The sequence below is a fragment of the Nocardia uniformis NBRC 13702 genome (assembly GCF_001613345.1).
Classification (GTDB): domain Bacteria; phylum Actinomycetota; class Actinomycetes; order Mycobacteriales; family Mycobacteriaceae; genus Nocardia; species Nocardia uniformis.
In genome coordinates this window covers 28,549-45,421 of the sequence record NZ_BDCE01000073.1, presented here as the reverse complement: position 1 = coordinate 45,421, position 16,873 = coordinate 28,549, and the positions used below count along the sequence as shown (strand labels likewise).

The following is a 16,873-nucleotide window of genomic DNA, read 5'->3' as shown; positions in this document are numbered from 1 at the left end:
TATGGACGCGCAGATGATGCTGTGGCTGCTGCCCGCACTGCCCCTCGGCGGTGCCGTATTCCTGCTCTTGGTCGGACGTTTCAGCGATAAATGGGGTCATTACGTCGGGACCCTGATGGCGCTGGGATCATTCGCGATCGCGGCGTGGGCGTTCGTGGAGATGCTCGGTCGCGCCGATTCGGATCGGGCGATTCACCAGTCGTTCTTCAGCTGGGTGCCGGTCACCGGGTTGCAGGTCGATGCCGCACTGCAACTCGATCAGCTCTCGATGTGTTTCGCACTGCTGATCACCGGTGTCGGCTCGCTGATCCACATCTACTCGATCGGCTATATGAAGGGTGATCCAGGGCAACGGCGATTCTTCGCCTACCTCAACCTCTTCCTGGCCGCCATGCTGGTACTGGTCCTCGCCGACAACTATCTGGTGCTGTACCTCGGTTGGGAAGGCGTCGGTCTGGCCTCGTACCTGCTGATCGGCTTCTGGCATCACAAACCTTCCGCCGCGGCCGCGGCCAAGAAGGCGTTCATAGTGAACCGGGTCGGCGATATGGGCCTGGCCATCGCGCTCATGATCATGTTCGCGACCTTCGGCAGCATCGACTTCCAGACGGTCTTCGGGGCCGCCGATGCCGCAGGCGAGGGCACGCTGACCCTGATCGGCCTGATGCTGCTGCTCGGTGCGTGCGGTAAGTCCGCGCAGGTGCCGCTGCAATCCTGGCTCGGGGACGCCATGGAGGGCCCGACCCCGGTGTCGGCGCTCATCCACGCGGCGACCATGGTCACCGCCGGTGTGTACCTGATCGCGCGGTCCAACCCGATCTTCGATCTCGCCCCCGCGGCACAGGCGGCGGTAATGGCCGTCGGTGCGGTGACACTGCTCTACGGCGCGATCATCGGCTGTGCCAAGGACGACATCAAGAAGGCCCTCGCAGCCTCGACGATGAGCCAGATCGGCTACATGATGCTGGCGGTGGGTCTCGGGCCGATCGGCTACGCGGTCGCCATCATGCATCTGCTGACACACGGGTTCTTCAAGGCCGGACTGTTCCTCGGTGCGGGATCGGTCATGCATGCCATGAACGACGAAACCGATATGCGGCGCTACGGCGGACTGCGCAAAGTCATGCCCATCACCTACGTCACCTTCGGGCTCGGCTACCTGGCGATTATCGGAATACCGCCCTTCGCCGGATTCTTCTCCAAGGACCGGATTATCGAGGCGGCCTTCGCATCCGGCGGGTGGGGTGGCTGGGTCACCGGTATCGCCGCGCTCATCGGTGCGGGCGTCACCGCGTTCTACATGACCCGCGTCATGCTGCTCACCTTCTTCGGTGAGAAGCGCTGGCGCGAGGGCACACACCCGCACGAAGCACCGGCCAGCATGACCGGACCAATGATCCTGCTGGCATTCGGCTCCGTATTCGCCGGTGGTGCACTGGCTTTCGGCTCCTCGCTGGTGAATTGGCTGGAACCGGTGGTCGGCGCGCACCACGGTGAGGCGGTACTTCCCGCGTGGATGATCACCCTCTTCATCCTGGCCGTGGTCGCCTCCGGTATCTGGGTGGCCTACGACCAATACGCCAAGCGTGATGTGCCGATGGAAGCACCGGCGGGCAACGTCCTGACCGTCGCCGCCCGTCGAGACCTGTACGGCGATGCGCTGAACGAGGCGGCCTTCATGCGGCCCGGTCAGCATGTGACCCGCTCGCTGGTATTCCTCGACAATCGCGGGATCGACGGTCTGGTCAACACCACCGCGGCTGTCATAGGCGGTCTGTCCGCGCGAGTTCGACGGGTACAAAGCGGATTCGTGCGGTCCTACGCCCTGTCCATGTTCACCGGCGCGGCACTGGTGGCCGCCGCCCTGCTGGCGGTGAGGATGTTTTGAACGACTTTCCTTGGCTGACAACGCTGTGGTTGACACCCCTGGTGGGTGCCGCGGTCACACTGATGATTCCGGGGGCCTGGCGGACGGCGGCGCGTATCTGGGCGCTGCTGGTTTCGGTCGCCACCCTCGGTGTCGGGATCTATCTGGCCACGCAGTTCGTACCGGGCAGCGTTGAGCACTTCCAGTTCGTCGAATCCCACGAGTGGATCCCGGCTTTCGGGGCGGGCTACACGATCGGCATGGACGGCATCGCCATGGTGCTGGTGCTGCTCACCGCGGGGCTGATACCGCTGCTCATGCTCGCCGGATGGAACGACGAGCGCGAGGTCGGCAGCGGGCCCCGGGTCATGCACAACTACATGGCGCTCACCCTCGTGGTCGAGGCGCTGGTGCTGGTCTCCTTCATCTCGCTCGACATCCTGCTGTTCTACGTGGTGTTCGAGGTCATGCTCATCCCGATGTACTTCCTCATCGGAGGATTCGGGCCGCGGCTCGAGGACCTGGCATTGCGGCAGCAGCGGTCGCGGGCGGCGGTGAAGTTCCTGCTGTACAACCTGTTCGGTGGATTGATCATGCTGGCCGCGGTGATCGGGCTGTATGTACTCACCGTGCGCGAGGGTATCGGCGGAGGGTCCGGAACCTTCGACTTCCGGCTCGTGATGGAGGCCGCGAACTCCGGACAGCTCGGGGCAGCACCCGCGGTGTTGAATGCGATCTTCCTCGGCTTCATGTTCGCCTTCGCAGTGAAAGCGCCGCTGTGGCCGCTGCACACCTGGCTGCCGGATGCGGCCGTGGCCGCGACACCGGCCAGTGCGGTACTCATGATGGCGGTGGTCGACAAGGTCGGGACGTTCGGGATGCTGCGGTACTGCCTGCTGCTGTTCCCCACGGCGTCCTCGACCTACGCGCCGGTGATCAGTGTGCTCGCGGTGATCGGCATCATCTACGGTGCGCTACTGGCCATCGGGCAGACCGATGTCATGCGGCTCATCGCCTACACCTCGATCTCGCACTTCGGCTTCATTATTCTGGGCATCTTCGCCATGACCAACCAGGGCGGCTCCGGGGCGACGCTGTACATGGTCAATCACGGCATCTCCACGGCGGCGCTCTTCCTGATCGCCGGATTCCTGGTGTCGCGGCGGGGAACCCGGGTCATCGCCGACTACGGCGGGGTGCAGAAGGTCGCACCGGTATTGGCGGGGAGCTTCTTCATCGCCGGCCTGGCCACGCTGTCCATGCCCGGGCTGGCACCGTTCATCAGCGAATTCCTGGTCCTGATGGGCACCTTCACGCGCTACCCGGTGGCGGCCATCTTCGCGGCCACCGCGCTGGTGCTCGCGGCGCTCTACATCCTGTGGATGTATCAGCGCATGATGACCGGGCCGGTCAAGGAGGGCAGCGACAAGATCTACGATCTGCTGCCGCGAGAGCTCGTCGTGGTGGTGCCGTTGATCGGGGCGCTGTTCTTCCTCGGGCTGTATCCGAAACCTGTACTGGACACCATCGATCCGGCGGTATCGCGCACCCTGACCACCATCGGTAAGCACGATCCGGTGCCCGCGGTGCAGCCGGAAGCCGCACCCGGTTCCAATCCGACGCACGGCGGAGGTTCGCACAAGTGAGTACTCCTCTGATTCTCGCGGCCGCGGTGCCCGCACCCAGCATCGAGTACCGATACCTGTCCCCCATGCTCATCGTGTTCGGCGTCGCCGTGGTCGGGGTACTGGTGGAAGCGTTCCTGCCCAGGCGATTTCGCTATCCGGCGCATGTGGCGCTCGGGCTCGGCGGGCTCGCGGTGGCATTGGGCGCGGTCATCGGATTGCGTGGCACCGAGTCGACCGCCGTGGTCGGTGCGGTCGCCATCGACGGGGTGACGCTGTTCCTGCAGGGCACCATCCTCGTGGTGTCGATTCTCGGTCTGCTGTTCATTGCCGAGCGTCGCGCCGACCGGATGCCGATTCGCCGCGAAGGTCCCGGCACCTGGAGCCTGACGGCGTCCAAGGGCGTCGACGCCTTCACGCCGCAGGCCGCCTCGATGCCGGGCAGCTCCGATGAAATCGCCGCTGCCCGAGCGGGAATCGCCACCACCGAGGTGTTCCCGCTGCTGATGTTCGCGGTAGGCGGGCTGATGCTCTTCCCCGCCTCCAACGATCTGCTGACCATGTTCATCGCACTGGAGGTGCTGTCCTTCCCGCTGTACGTGCTGTGCGGGCTGGCGCGGCGCAACCGGCTGCTCTCGCAGGAATCAGCGCTGAAGTACTTTCTGCTGGGCGCGTTCTCGTCGGCGTTCTTCCTCTACGGGATGGCGCTGCTCTACGGGTACGCGGGGACGGTGCGCCTGTCCGGCATAGCCGACGCCGTCGCCCGCGATTCCGGTGATCACACCCTCGCCATTCTGGGTGTGGCGCTGCTGGCGGTCGGTCTGCTGTTCAAGATCGGCGCGGTGCCGTTCCAGTCCTGGGTGCCCGACGTGTACCAGGGCGCACCTACCCCCATCACCGGATTCATGGCCGCCGCAACGAAGATCGCGGCCGTCGGCGCACTCCTGCGCGTGCTGTACGTGGGCGTGCCCGGGCTGCGCGATGATTGGCGTCCCATCCTGGCCGCCGTCGCCATCGCCACCATGGTGCTCGGCGCGGTCCTCGCCATCACCCAGACCGATATGAAGCGCATGCTCGCGTATTCCTCGGTCGCCCATGCCGGTTTCATTCTCACGGCACTGGTGGCGGCGAATACCGCAGGCATCTCCTCGACGCTGTTCTACCTCGTCGCCTACGGCCTCGGCACCATCGGCGCGTTCGCGGTGGTCACCCTGCTCCGCGATGCCAACGGCGACGAAGCCACCGACCTGTCCGCCTGGGCCGGTCTGGGCCGCCGGTCTCCTTGGCTCGCATCGATTTTCGCGCTTTTCCTGCTGTCCTTCGCGGGCATCCCGCTGACGAGCGGTTTCGTCGGCAAGTTCGCGGTATTCGAGGCGGCGGCCTCCGGCGGGGCGACCCCGCTGGTGATCGTCGGCGTAGTCACCAGCGCCATCGCGGCGTTCTTCTACGTCCGAGTCATCGTCCTGATGTTCTTCACCGACCCGCCCACAGACCCCCCGACGCTGGTCTACCCGACCCTCACTACCACCATTGTCGCGGTCACCGCGGCAGCCACCGTGGTACTCGGCTTCTTCCCGCAGCCGCTGCTGAATCTGGCGGAACAGGCGGCGGTGTTCACCAGCTGATCCGCTGCTGCTCCATTGGCAGGCCCGTCGCGACTATCGCGGCGGGCCTGCCCGCATATAGTGGCCTTCGTGGAGTCGGCTCTGCGCGACAAGTTGCTCAGCAATTCCGCCCATATCGCCGCTGACTACGAACGCGCCCAGGGCCGAGATACCACCGCGCACTTCGCCGAGGCCGAGGCCGAACGCGTCGCCTTGGCCGACGCGATTCGCGCCGACGGCGCCACGTGGTAACCGCCGCTACGCCCGCCCACGGTGAGCTCTGGCATTATCTGCCCACCATCGCCGGCCGCGAGAAACCCTCGTCGCTCGGCGGCGACCGGGTGCAGATCTTGTCCCGCACAGCCGCGAACGCGATCTTGCCGACCGTGCCACCGGCAAGCAGGCCCGCAGCTCCGAGCTCAAACGCAACCTCATCGCGGTCCTGCTGGCCAATGCGACCAACCTCGGGCTGGCCAGCATGGCCGACGCGTGTGGCATCTCCTACGACATTCTGCGCTGGACCGAGGAATGGTATGTGCGGGAGGAGACGCTGCGTGCGGCGAACTTGGCGATTGTCGACTACCACCAAAGGCTGCCGCTCACCGCAACTTTCGGTGGTGGCACCCTGTCCTCCAGTGACGGGCAGCGGTTCCCGACCCGCGGCAAATCGACCACCGCCCGCACGGTTCCGCATTTCTTCGCCGAGCAGGGCTTATCGACCTACACCCATGTGACCGATCAGCACACCACCTACGGCATCAAGGTGATCGTCACGACGCGGCGCGAGGCGCACTACGTGCTGGACGAGATCCTGGGCAACGCAACAGATCTGCCGATCACCGAGCACGCGACAGATACTCACGGGGTGACCCTGGTCAACTTTGCACTGTTCGACCTGCTCGGTATGCAGCTCTCGCCGCGTATCCGGGATCTGGGCAAGATCACCCTGTACCGGCCGGGGTCGCGGTCCGACATCGAGTCGCGGTTCCCGTGTGCCGTGCCGCTGTTGACCCGCAAACTGAACTTGGACCTCATCGGCGAGCACTACGACGATCTGCTTCGGCTGACCGGGTCGCTGAAGTTCGGGCATGCGACCGCGTCGATGCTGGTCGGGAAGCTGTCGGCGTCGAGTCGGCAGAACGCGCTAGCGGCGGCGTTGAAAGAGTATGGGGCGCTTCGCCGTACGATCTACGCCGCCCGCTATCTATCGGATCCGGACTATCGGCGCAAGATCGCTCGCCAGCTGAACAGGGGCGAGTCGGTCCACGCGCTCAAACGCGGCCTGCTCTACGCCCACGAGGGCATGATCCGGGCGCGGCATCTGGAGGACCAGGCCGAACAGATGTGGTGCCTGACCCTGGCCACCAATGCCGTAATTGCCTGGACGACTGAGTATTTCGGACTCGCTGTGGAGCAGATGCGGCGTGAGGGCCGCCGGGTGGATGATGTAGTGCTGGCTCACGTGTCGCCGGCACATAGCGAGAACATCAACTTCTTCGGCGCGATCGAGGTCGACATCGACGCCGAGCTGGCCCAGCTCGGCCCGACCGGGTATCGACCCCTGCGCATGCGCGACACACTGTTCTGATATCTGGGCGTCACGGTCCTGCTTGACATCCAGCCGTAGCCGTTTCGAACCGCGCGCTATGCAGCTATGACAGTGCGTTCGACGAAGGACACAATCTGCAGATTCGGGGGTGGTGGGCCGATAGGTCACACGAGGCGCTTCTACCGGCCCACTACCTCAGCCCACCGCCGAAATGACTTCGGTGTCACTGATTTCGAGCAGGCGACGGCGCGCCTTCGGATCGTGGGCCTGCGCGTGCGGATGGCTCTGCCTGGTGCCGTTGAAATACTGGCCTGTCATCTGTGACAAGCCCGGATCGCAGATCAGCCGGAGGGTCGCGTCTGCGCCTTCGGCGACAGTGCTGATCGCGGTAGCGCCGGATTCGCGCACCATGGTCGTCGCCATGAGGGTGGCCGGGTGCAGGGCATTCACGGTGACACCGGTTCCGTCGAGGTCCGCTGCGTACTCGATGGTCGCCATGATCATCGCCAGCTTGGCTCGGCAGTACGCGGTATATGCGTCGTAGTCGTGCTCGGGGGTCGGATCGTCGAGGTCGATCTCCTGCTGCCCGGCGGAGGCTACGTTCACCACCCGCGCCGGAGCTGAGGCCTGTAGCAGCGGAAGCAGCCGCCGTGTCAGCCGATACGGGGCCAGATGGTTGACCGCCCAAAGTAATTCGTTGCCGTCGGCGCTGAGTTCGCGTTTCCCGTCAGGCCGGCCGCCGGTGCCAGCATTGTTCACGAGCACATCCAATCGCGAAGTACGGGCGATGATCTCGTCGGCCAGCCGGTCCACGTCCGCAAGTCGCGACAGATCAGCCAGGATGATCAGCGGAGCGTGTCCGCTCGCGGCTGTTACCTCGGCGGCGACCGCTGCGGCCCGATCGGGGTTGCGGCCGTGCAGGATCAGCCGGGCACCCGCTGCACCGAGCCGCACCGCGAGTTCGCGGCCGAGGCCGTCCGTCGCACCCGTGATCAGCACAGTTCGATCGACCATGCGGTCGATATCGTTGTCGCTCACAGCTTTTCCTTGAGTTCTCTTGTCCGGTCCTCGGTCCGGATGCTGACCGAAGTTGCGGTCAGGTCCAGCGTGACGTGCGTGCCGAGAGTCGTGTGCACGACCCGCGGCTCGCCGGTGGCCGGCATCGGTATGCCGTTCACGTTGACCTCGGCCCAGCGGACGATGGCGTCACCGTCGCGCTGCGAGTGACGAACGATCTCGACATCGCAGGGGATCGAGTCGGTCATCGACGACGAATCCGCGTTGGCGGCGGAACCTGCGATTCGAACCGAATTCACTGCAGTGCCTCGGCCGTGGCGACGAGCGTGGCTCGGCCCAAGATGTGGCCGGCGATAGTGAATCCGAGCAGAGCGGGCGTGGAGTCGGAGGCGATGCCGATGTCATCCACATCCAGAGCGTGCACGGTGACGAAATAGCGGTGCTTACCGTGCCCTGCCGGCGGTGCCGCACCGATGTATCGAGGTAGGCGCGCGTCGTTGGGCAATTGGAAGGAGCCGAGCGGCAAGCCGCTACCTGTGTCGTCTCCGACGCCCTCGGAGAGGGTCGTGGTCGTGGCCGGGATGTTGGCGACGGCCCAGTGCCAGAAGCCGGAGCCGGTGGGGGCATCGGGGTCGTACACGGTAACGGCGTAGCTCTTGGTGCCTGCTGGGGCGCCGCTCCAATTCAGTTGCGGGGAAACGTCTTTGCCGCCGGGGGTGCCGGAGGACCACTGCGCAGGCGGCCAGGCGGCACCGTCGTTCACGGTGGTGCTGGTGAGCGTGAATGCGGCTGCCTCGGGGAGGCGGGAGAAGGGATCGTTTGCGCTCATCGTGTCGCGCCTTTCGAGTCGTACCGGATATGCAAGATCGACGATAACAGAAATAATCGATGATTTGGCAAATCGTCTATGATCGAGTGATGACTAGGACAGTCTCCACTCCAACCCAGCCGGCGAAGCAGATGCTTTCCGAGCAGGTCTACGCACAACTGCGAAACGCGATCATGCGCGGCGAGTACGCGCCCAGTGACGCGCTCAAGCCGCAGGATCTGGCCAGGCAACACGGTGTGAGCCTGGCCGTGGTGCGCGAGGCTCTGGTGCGGCTGGTTGGCGAGGGCTTGGCCGAACGGCTGACCAATCGCGGCTTCGCGGTCCCGGCTCTTTCCGCTCACCGCTGGCATCAGATCGGGGAGGCCCGCCGGACCATCGAGCCAGTCCTGCTACGCATGTCGATCGAACGTGGTGACGTCAAATGGGAAGGCGACGTACGAGCTGCCCACCACCGCTTGGCGCGCACACCGGTATTCACCCCGCAGGACGGCGAGTACTACAGCGAAGAATGGGCCGAGGCCCATCGGGTATTCCATCGCACACTCTTGGAAGGGTGCGGCAACCCGGTGTTGCTGGAAACCTTCGACCGGCTGTGGGTCGCGAGCGAGCTTGCCCGCCGCTGGTCGGCACACCGTAACCCTGAGCGCGACGGCATTGACGAGCATCGCCGATTGGAGGAGGCGGCGCTGGCCCGTGACCCCGACACCGCCGCCGACATACTGACTCGACACCTCACCCTGACGACGGCCGCACTGGCAGAGCAAGAAGGCTGACACGTCCGATGAACAGACTCAATTCTGCATTTCAGCGCGTCTGCCCATGAGGTGGCGAGCTTCAGATGATCTCTGCCCGTTGATCTTCCAGTGCCAGCGCGTTGGCGGGTTCGGTGACTGCCCCGTGCGGCTGGTGCGAAAAATTCACCGGAAAGAACACGGGCAAGCACCCTTCTGTCGCCTCGCTTTCACGCCCGAGGAAACCGACCTGCGCAACCGCCTCCAGACCTAGGTCCTCCAGCGTCCAGACAACCAGTAGCCAGCCGAAATTCCCGTCTCAACGCCATCCCCGACCAGGGCCTACGCCATATCCGTTGTTTTGTCGGCGGATACTACCGGAACCCCAGGTGGTCGCGTTCGGGGTTGAGGTCCGTAGTCATCGCGTCCATGATGGCGATGACGTGGAACAGGAACCGTCCGGGGCAAGCCGTCGCCGCTGGGCGGTGGTGAGGCGATCGGTCCGTGCGACCACGTAGTAGGCCCCGGCCTCGTTGCCGCAGACTACGACCGGGTCCGCGAGGTCGGGATGGCGGTCGGCGTCGTGCAGCGCCGAAATCACCCGCTCCAGGGGCCAATCCAGCGCGGCGGCAAGCTGCTCCGGGGTGAGCGGCATGGCCGCGTGCACGAGTGCGGCGATGACGGTGAGCGCGTGCTCGCCCGCGACGATATCCACGGGGCCGCCCACGATATCGCGCCCGAGTCGGGCGAAGAACAGGCCCATATGCTCGAGTCGCGCACCGACCGGTGTTGTCACACCGAAGATTTCAGCTCCGCGCTCGGCGGCCGCCGCCCACCGGTTGGTCGTGTGGGCGCTATCGGACCAGGCCTCGAACCACACACGGTCGTCGAGGATATAGCGTTCGCACCGCCCCTCACGGGCACGGCGGATCACCTCGAGCCCGTCGAGGTAGGCGACGGCCTTCGAAATCGACGCGGGACTCACCTGCAACTGCCGGGCGAGTTCAGCCGCCGTCGCGCTGCCCGAATCGGTGGTGAACAGCGACGCCAGCACGCGAGCCGCCATCCGAGGCACGCCGGAATCGACCATCAATCCCGCGAACTGTTCAGCGAATTCACGAACTCTTTCGTCATCACGGCCGCGGGTTGCCTCCGAAAGTGACTGCGGCGCAGCCGCTATGCGCCGTCGGGCTCGCCGCCGAGTGGCTCGCTGCGCAAGGTCGGCCCGGTAGCCGGCCGGTCCAGCGTTGCGCGCTACCTCACGGGTGACGGTCGAGGTGGGTCTGCCCACCCGCCGGGCGATCTCGGCGTAGTCGAGCCCGGCGGCGAGTCCGGACGCGATCTGCCTGCGGTCCTGCTCGGTCAGCCTGCCTCCGGGCATGGGTACGCGGTTTCCTTCCGGATCGGGGTCGGATTCAGTCTGCGTTAACCCGCCTGGTCATTGCAACGGATCATTGCGTTTGCCGGCACCGCTATTGCAACGATTTCCGAATATTTGCAGGTGAAATGGCATATATGCAGACGCTAAGCGTTGCTGACCTTCGAAATCTCGATATAGCTTTCGTGGCGGTCCATAGACGAAGCAAAGGAATCGATATGACGAAAACGACAGCCCCTACCGCGATTCAGGACGTGCTCGATCGGGCGGTATCCGAAGGCGGTGTACCCGGGATCATTGCCGAGGTACGCGACGAGGGGCGGCAGTGGTTCGGCACGGCGGGCGTTGCCGACACCGCCACCGAACAACCGCGCCTGCCGCAGCACCGATTTCGTATCGGCAGCATCACCAAGACCTTCGTAGCCACCGTGCTGCTGAAACTCGTGGGTGAGGGGCTTCTGGGCCTCGACGATACGGTGCACCAATGGCTGCCGAATATGGTGCGAGGCAACGGCAATGACGGTGACGCGATCACCGTGCGTCAATTGCTGAACCACACCAGCGGGCTGTTCAACTACACCGACGACCGAGAAGCGTTGAACCACTACGAAACCCACTCCCCGTCGGTGCTCGTCAATATCGCTGTCGCGCACCCGCCCACCTTCGCGCCGGGCACGAACTGGGGTTACAGCAACACCAACTACATCCTTGCCGGACTGGTCGTCGAGGCGGTGGCCGGCGCGTCCCTGCACGACGAACTCCGCCGCCACCTCATCGAGCCGCTCGGCCTCACCGTGACCTCCCTGCCGCACGGCAGCGACCCTGCGATCGAGGGACCGCACTCGCGCCACTACACGAAGCTGTTCGACTCGAGCACCGACGCCGTGATCCACGACGCGACCGAGTTGGATGTCTCCATGTTCGGTGCGGCGGGCGGCATGATCTCCACCCTCGGTGACCTGCACCGCTTCTTCGCGGCCTTGCTCGGCGGCCAGCTGCTCCACCCCGCCGAACAGGCCGAGATGTTGCGAACCGTGCCCACCGAGAATTGGATCGCGAACACCGGCTACGGCCTCGGCATCTCCTCGGTGACCCTGCCCTCCGGCGTCGCACTGTGGGGTATGGGCGGGGCGCTGTTCGGTTCGTGGACATACGCGTACGGCACCGGTGACGGTCACCACGTCCTCGTCGCCAATGTCAACGGCGAATGGGCACACGGGGTTTGGTGCGATCCGATCGGCGTGCTCACCGATCTGCTCAGGGCCGAATTCGACTGACCCCGTGGAAGCGGGCCTGCGCGCTGGCCGGGTCGCTGAAGTTCGGGCACGCCACCGCGTCGCTGCTGGTCGACAAGCTGTCGGCTTCGGGTCGGCAGAACGCCCTCGCGGCGGCGCTCGAGAAGTACGGCGCTATACGCCGGGGCTCGTTTCGGGTTTCGTGTAGAGGACCTCGCGGCCCTGCGCTGCGGCACGCAGGATGCTTTCGCTGATGAAGTCGCTGAAGCGGGCCATGTTTTCCAGGCGGGTGGCGACCAAGGTGCCGCGGCCGTAGATATCGACGCCTTGGCGGGTAATCTCGGCGACCTTGGCGATGCCGCGCGCGCTCTCGATCGTCGACTGATACCAGACATTGTCATCGACGAAGTAGCGCTCGCGGCGGCGTTCGTCGCGTTCGCGGCGCACCAGGCCCTCGCGTTCGAGGGACGCGATCGCCTTCGAGATCGAGGCCGGGGTGACCTGGAGGCGCGCTACGAGTTCGGACACGGCGGAGCTGCCCGTGTCAGCGGTGAAAAGGCAGGTCAGTACCCGGGCCATCATGGTGGGCATGCCCTGTGCGATGAGCAGGGTGGTGAACGTCTCCTCGTAGGAGCGCACGGCCTCGGAATCGCGTCCATGCACTTGCGTCGCTGTTTGCTGCTCTCGGGGCGCGGCCTGGCGGCGCTGGTGGGCGCGGCGTTCGGTGGCGCGCTGGGCCAGGTCGGCGCGGTAGGCGGTGGGTCCGCCGTTGCGCATCACCTCCCGTGTGATCGTCGAGGTGGGCCGTTCGAGGCGCCGGGCGATCTGGGCGTACGGGAGATTGTCCGCCAGTCCCAGTGCGATCTGGCGGCGTTCGGCCTGGCTGAGCCTACCTCGCGACATGGCGATCTCCTCGGTGCATCCGTCGTGGCGGTTCGAGGTCCCGACTGTAGCGGCCACTCCTCATTCAATGCAACGAACAAGAAGGCATCGTTGCGTTAGATCTACATCATTCGCAACATTTTGAGGTCACTTAGCTGCACTGATGCAGTAAGTACGCAACGTTTGTGTTGCCACTGAATGGAATGCAACATAGCGTTTGCGATGTCAGAAACAACGAGCCAGCACACCGGAGACCACGATGCAGACCTTCGACACCCCCACCCCGATCACCGCCGTCCTGGACATCCCCGCCGGACGCATCCAGTTCATCGCCTCGGACCGCGCCGACACCACCGTCGAGGTCGCACCCGCCAACCCCGCCAAGAGCCGCGACGCCAAGGTCGCCGAGCACGCCACCATCACCTATGCCGAGGGTGTCCTGCGGATCACGGCCTCGACCCCGGGCAGTCAACTCTTCGGCCCCTCCGGATCCCTGGAGATCACCGTGCAACTGCCCGCCGGCTCCCAGATCGAGGCCACTGCGGCCGGCAGCGAGCTCCGCGGCGTCGGACGCCTCGGCGAGGTCGCCTTCGAGGGCGCCCGCCAGGTCAAGATCGACGAGGCCGCGAGTGTCCGCCTCACCGCGGTCGACGGCAACGTCGAGGTCGGCCGCCTCACCGGCCCTGCGGACATCAGCACCACACGGGGCGATATCCAGATCGCCGAGGCCGTGCGCGGCACGGTCGTGCTCCGCACCGACTCCGGCGACATTTCGGTCGCCGCCGCTGCCGGGATCTCGGCCGCTCTGGACGCGAACACCATCCACGGCCGAGTCAGCAACGCCCTGCAGAACGACGGCACTGCCGAACTCGACATCCAGGCCACCACCTCCCGCGGCGACGTCATCGCCCGCAGCCTCTAAAGCACCAGAACCCAGACACGACCAGGAGCAACTCATGACGAACGACCGCATTTCCCCGACCGATTCGACGTGGACCGGCATGGTGCCGGTCGGTGACACGGCCCTGGCCGTCACCGACACCGGCGGCCCCGGCATCCCGGTGCTCTATGCCAACGGCCACGTCGCTACCCAAAAGTACTGGCGGCGAGTCATCGCCGAGCTCGGTCCGGGGTTCCGGCACATCACCTACGACATGCGGGCCCGCGGCAAATCGCAGACCTCGGCGGACTATTCGTTCGAGACCAACGTCGCCGATGTCGACGCCGTTCTCGCGGCCAGGGGTGTTGAGCGGGCACTGGTGATCGGCTGGTCCTACGGTGCCTTCGTCGCGGCACACTGGGCCAGCCGCAACCCCGACCGGACCGTGGGCGCGGTCCTGGTCGAGGGCGCCCAACCCCACGACTGGATCGACGAGGTCGATATCGAGGGCATGCGGAAACTGTGGCGGCGGCTGGGCTGGTTGATGCCGCTGATGCGCGCGGTGGGCCTGGGCGCGCGGATGACCGCCGAACAGATGGCCGACAGCAATATCGAAGCCGGCGAGATCGCCCGCGAACGCGTGCTCGGCCCGGTGATGGACAAGATCACGGTCCCGACCCGGTATGTGAATGCCTCGGGGTCCTCGCTCGGCAGCAAGGGTGATGAGCAGGAACGCATCCGCGCGAGCCTGCACAAGGTGGTCGAACGCAACCCGAACATCGAAATCCACGCGAAAGTCCCCAGCAACCACGGCAACATCCTGCGCAAGGACTACCGCACCATCGCCGAAGCCGTCCGCGTAGTCGCTGGGCTCGGGGGCGGGCAGCGCTGAAGACAACCTAACCGCGTAGCTGTGCGTTGAGTCGTGCGGCCTGTCGGGTGAGGTGAGCGCGTTCGAGGAGGTTGGTCGCCGATTGAGCGGCTTCGGTGTAGAGCCGGGCCGCGATCGCCGGGTCACCGTCGCGCTCGTGTAGGTATGCCGCGACGGCGGTGTAGCGGGGTAGCGCGGGATCGAGTTCTGTCAGGGCGGCCAGACCCGCCCGTGCACCATCGGCCTCGCCGACGGCGACCGCCCGGTTGAGGCGGGCCACCGGATTGTCGGTGAGACGCACCAATTCGTCGTACCACTCGACGATCTGCACCCAGTCGGTCTCCTCGGCGGTGCGGGCGTCGGCATGCAGCGCGGCAATGGCGGCCTGGGCTTGGTACTCCCCCAATCGATCTCGGGCGAGGGCGGCCTGGAGCACGTCGACGCCCTCGGCGATCAGACGGGTGTTCCACCGGCCGCGGTCCTGCTCGGCGAGCGGTACGAGACTGCCGTCGCGGGTTCGGGCCGGGCGTCGGGCGTGGTGCAGCAGCATGAGAGCGAGCAGGCCCGCCACCTCCTCATGCTTGGTTATTGCCGCCAGTTGGCGGGTGAGCCGGATCGCCTCGGCGGCGAGGTCGATATCGCCGGAGTAGCCCTCGTTGAAGACCAGGTAGAGCACGCGCAGGACGGTGGCGACATCGCCGGGTTGGTTGAACCGGACGTCGGAAACGGTCCGCTTGGCTCGGCTGATGCGCTGGGCCATGGTCGCTTCCGGCACCAGGTAGGCCTGCGCGATTTGCCGCGTGGTCAGGCCGCCGACCGCGCGCAGCGTGAGCGCGACGGCCGAGGCCGGTGTCAGGGACGAGTGCGCGCACAGGAAATATAGCTGGAGCGTGTCATCCACCGACTCGATCGGGCCGGGCACGGGCTCGACGTCGACGCGTTCCTCACGCTGCCGTCGAGAGGTGTCGGCCCGGGCGGCATCGAGGAACTTGCGCCAGGCCACCGCGACCAACCAGCCCTTGGGGTCGCGCGGCGGATCATCGGGCCACCCGCGCACGGCCTCGATCAAGGCTTCCTGCACGGCATCCTCGGCCGCCGCGAAGTCGGCTCCGCGACGGACAAGGATCCCGATCACCGCAGGGGTGAGGGTCCGCAGCAGGGTCTCGTCCACCAGGTGTCACTCCGTGATGGTCGGGGGCGCGGTGTAGAACGGGCGCACCTCGAGCCACTCGTGGATCGGCTTCCCACCCGCGCCCGGAGCCGCTGACAATTCGGCTGCCAGTTCGAACGCGCGCTCGCGGCTGTCGACGTCGACGACCATCCAACCGGCGATCAGGTCCTTGGTCTCCGCGAACGGTCCGTCGGTCACCGGTGGCCGACCCTCGCCGTCGTAGCGGACGAAGGTGCCCTCCGGAGAGAGCGCCTGACTGTCGACGTACTCGCCGGTGCTCTCGAGTCGAGCGGCGAAGTCCTCCATGTACCGGACGTGAGCCGAAACCTCTTCCGGCGTCCACTGATCCATCGGTACATCGTTGACCGCCGCCGGTGCGCCGCGGTAGTGCTTGAGGAACAGGTACTTGGCCATCATGTTCTCCTTGGTGCGGTACGGCCCATTCTGGCCGTACTCACTGCTGGGACGGAGCCGGGTACGGGTTCTCGACAGTCCGCCGCGATATTTCTCGGCGGACTTCAGGGATTCCGCTGGTGCCGGTAGGGTGCGGATGTCCAGAGTTCGACGGGCGTGTGTGGCGTGGGTCGTGCTGAGTTCGCGCGTATCGCGCGATATCCGAAAGCACTGGGATGAAGCGCTATTTCACTACGGTGGCACTGTTGCCGCTGCTCTTGGCCGCAGGTGTGGGCTGCGGGTCAGCTACGTCGTCGGAGCCGGTCTCGACTTCGATTCCGTCCAGCTCCAGTGCCGAAGCGTCGACGAAGCGGCCCGCACCGACCGCGAGTTCCCTCGCGAATCCCGGTAGTGCGGGTACGGCCGAAGCCACCGTCGACGGCTCGACCTCCCGGTTCGCACTGTCGACCTGCCAAACCCTCCTGATAGTGCGGGCCGATGGCGTTTCCGATGACGGGACCACCGTGCGAGTTCGCGCGGGCCGAGTCGAACTACACGGTCCCACTATTGACTTCACAGGCGGGATCAGCGAGTGGGCGCTGAACTTCAGCGGCTACACCGCCTCCGGTAGGGAGGTGGACGGACTCCGGCATTGGTCGCTCACCATGCAATGCGGGTAGTTCGTCAGACCGGCCGGCATTCGATGGTGGAGAACTTGGCTTGCCCACGCCATTCCGTGGGAACTCGCACAACGCCAGCTCTCCCGCTGAGGATGTGCACGAACTCCGATCAGAGTCCCGACTTTGCGCACAGTGCATGCATCGACCACACCGACGACGAG

General features: G+C 65.7%; 16 protein-coding genes and 2 pseudogenes. 11 read left to right on the top strand and 7 right to left on the bottom strand.

The features are described 5' to 3' along the window. Position 1 precedes the first annotated feature (1 nt). The 5 genes and pseudogenes from nuoL to NU1_RS27620 all read left to right on the top strand — a co-directional run. Positions 2–1,888 carry an NADH-quinone oxidoreductase subunit L gene (nuoL, locus tag NU1_RS27635; protein WP_067525886.1) on the top strand — a complete coding sequence of 629 codons (1,887 nt, stop codon included), beginning with the start codon at positions 2–4 and terminating at the stop codon, positions 1,886–1,888. Beyond that, positions 1,885–3,513 carry an NADH-quinone oxidoreductase subunit M gene (locus tag NU1_RS27630; protein WP_067525884.1) on the top strand — a complete coding sequence of 543 codons (1,629 nt, stop codon included), beginning with the start codon at positions 1,885–1,887 and terminating at the stop codon, positions 3,511–3,513. Before nuoL ends, NU1_RS27630 begins: the two co-directional genes overlap by 4 nt. Further along, entirely contained in the window at positions 3,510–5,117 is a 1,608-nt protein-coding gene (gene nuoN, locus NU1_RS27625) for an NADH-quinone oxidoreductase subunit NuoN (RefSeq protein WP_067525882.1), read from the top strand. The genes NU1_RS27630 and nuoN overlap by 4 nt, the downstream gene beginning before the upstream one ends. A gap of 69 nt (positions 5,118–5,186) precedes the next feature. Further along, a complete protein-coding gene (locus NU1_RS41805) occupies positions 5,187–5,348 on the top strand; it encodes a hypothetical protein (RefSeq protein WP_157553146.1) in 162 nt (53 codons plus the stop codon). A gap of 136 nt (positions 5,349–5,484) precedes the next feature. Further along, positions 5,485–6,684: pseudogene (locus NU1_RS27620) on the top strand (Tn3 family transposase); the annotation flags it as partial. A 156-nt stretch (positions 6,685–6,840) separates the two neighbouring features. Here the strand turns inward: NU1_RS27620 and NU1_RS27615 are convergent. Genes NU1_RS27615 through NU1_RS27605 form a run of 3 tightly spaced genes read right to left on the bottom strand, consistent with a single transcriptional unit; the run spans position 6,841 to position 8,491 of the window. Next, the gene (locus NU1_RS27615; RefSeq protein ID WP_245720340.1) at positions 6,841–7,683 is read right to left on the bottom strand and encodes an SDR family NAD(P)-dependent oxidoreductase; all 843 of its coding nucleotides are present in this window, start codon (positions 7,681–7,683) and stop codon (positions 6,841–6,843) included. Further along, positions 7,680–7,910 (bottom strand): hypothetical protein, encoded by a 231-nt coding sequence (locus NU1_RS27610; protein ID WP_157553144.1) that lies wholly within the window; start codon positions 7,908–7,910, stop codon positions 7,680–7,682. The genes NU1_RS27615 and NU1_RS27610 overlap by 4 nt, the downstream gene beginning before the upstream one ends. Before the next feature lie 47 nt (positions 7,911–7,957). Next, positions 7,958–8,491, bottom strand: coding sequence for a YbhB/YbcL family Raf kinase inhibitor-like protein (locus NU1_RS27605; protein ID WP_067525878.1), 534 nt, complete (start codon positions 8,489–8,491; stop codon positions 7,958–7,960). Positions 8,492–8,580: 89 nt separating this feature from the next. On the opposite strand from NU1_RS27605, the gene NU1_RS27600 reads away from it, so the two are divergent. Next, positions 8,581–9,264 (top strand): GntR family transcriptional regulator, encoded by a 684-nt coding sequence (locus tag NU1_RS27600; protein WP_067526111.1) that lies wholly within the window; start codon positions 8,581–8,583, stop codon positions 9,262–9,264. A 376-nt stretch (positions 9,265–9,640) separates the two neighbouring features. Here the strand turns inward: NU1_RS27600 and NU1_RS27595 are convergent, their stop codons facing one another. After that, positions 9,641–10,603, bottom strand: coding sequence for a GbsR/MarR family transcriptional regulator (locus NU1_RS27595; protein WP_067525877.1), 963 nt, complete (start codon positions 10,601–10,603; stop codon positions 9,641–9,643). 215 nt (positions 10,604–10,818) lie between these two features. On the opposite strand from NU1_RS27595, the gene NU1_RS27590 reads away from it, so the two are divergent. Further along, positions 10,819–11,877, top strand: coding sequence for a serine hydrolase domain-containing protein (locus tag NU1_RS27590; RefSeq protein ID WP_067525875.1), 1,059 nt, complete (start codon positions 10,819–10,821; stop codon positions 11,875–11,877). A gap of 20 nt (positions 11,878–11,897) precedes the next feature. Then, a pseudogene (locus tag NU1_RS44365) lies at positions 11,898–12,020 on the top strand (Tn3 family transposase); the annotation flags it as partial. On the opposite strand, the gene NU1_RS44360 reads toward NU1_RS44365, so the two are convergent. Further along, positions 12,010–12,738, bottom strand: coding sequence for a helix-turn-helix domain-containing protein (locus tag NU1_RS44360; RefSeq protein ID WP_067526109.1), 729 nt, complete (start codon positions 12,736–12,738; stop codon positions 12,010–12,012). The pseudogene NU1_RS44365 and the gene NU1_RS44360 sit on opposite strands and share 11 nt — an antisense overlap. A 238-nt stretch (positions 12,739–12,976) precedes the next feature. Between NU1_RS44360 and NU1_RS27580 the strand changes: the two genes are divergently transcribed. Next, positions 12,977–13,639 (top strand): DUF4097 family beta strand repeat-containing protein, encoded by a 663-nt coding sequence (locus NU1_RS27580; RefSeq protein ID WP_067525873.1) that lies wholly within the window; start codon positions 12,977–12,979, stop codon positions 13,637–13,639. Positions 13,640–13,673: 34 nt separating this feature from the next. Next, entirely contained in the window at positions 13,674–14,489 is an 816-nt protein-coding gene (locus NU1_RS27575; protein WP_067525871.1) for an alpha/beta fold hydrolase, read from the top strand. A gap of 7 nt (positions 14,490–14,496) precedes the next feature. On the opposite strand, the gene NU1_RS27570 is transcribed toward NU1_RS27575, so the two are convergent. Beyond that, the gene (locus NU1_RS27570; RefSeq protein WP_067525869.1) at positions 14,497–15,639 is read right to left on the bottom strand and encodes an RNA polymerase sigma factor; all 1,143 of its coding nucleotides are present in this window, start codon (positions 15,637–15,639) and stop codon (positions 14,497–14,499) included. Positions 15,640–15,645: 6 nt separating this feature from the next. Then, positions 15,646–16,053, bottom strand: a complete 408-nt coding sequence (locus tag NU1_RS27565) for a YciI family protein (RefSeq protein ID WP_067526107.1) — start codon at positions 16,051–16,053, stop codon at positions 15,646–15,648. Between the two features lie 215 nt (positions 16,054–16,268). Here NU1_RS27565 and NU1_RS27560 point away from each other — a divergent pair, with 215 nt between their 5' ends. Continuing rightward, complete coding sequence (locus tag NU1_RS27560) at positions 16,269–16,712, top strand: hypothetical protein (protein ID WP_067525867.1); 444 nt, start codon at positions 16,269–16,271, stop codon at positions 16,710–16,712. Positions 16,713–16,873 lie beyond the last annotated feature (161 nt).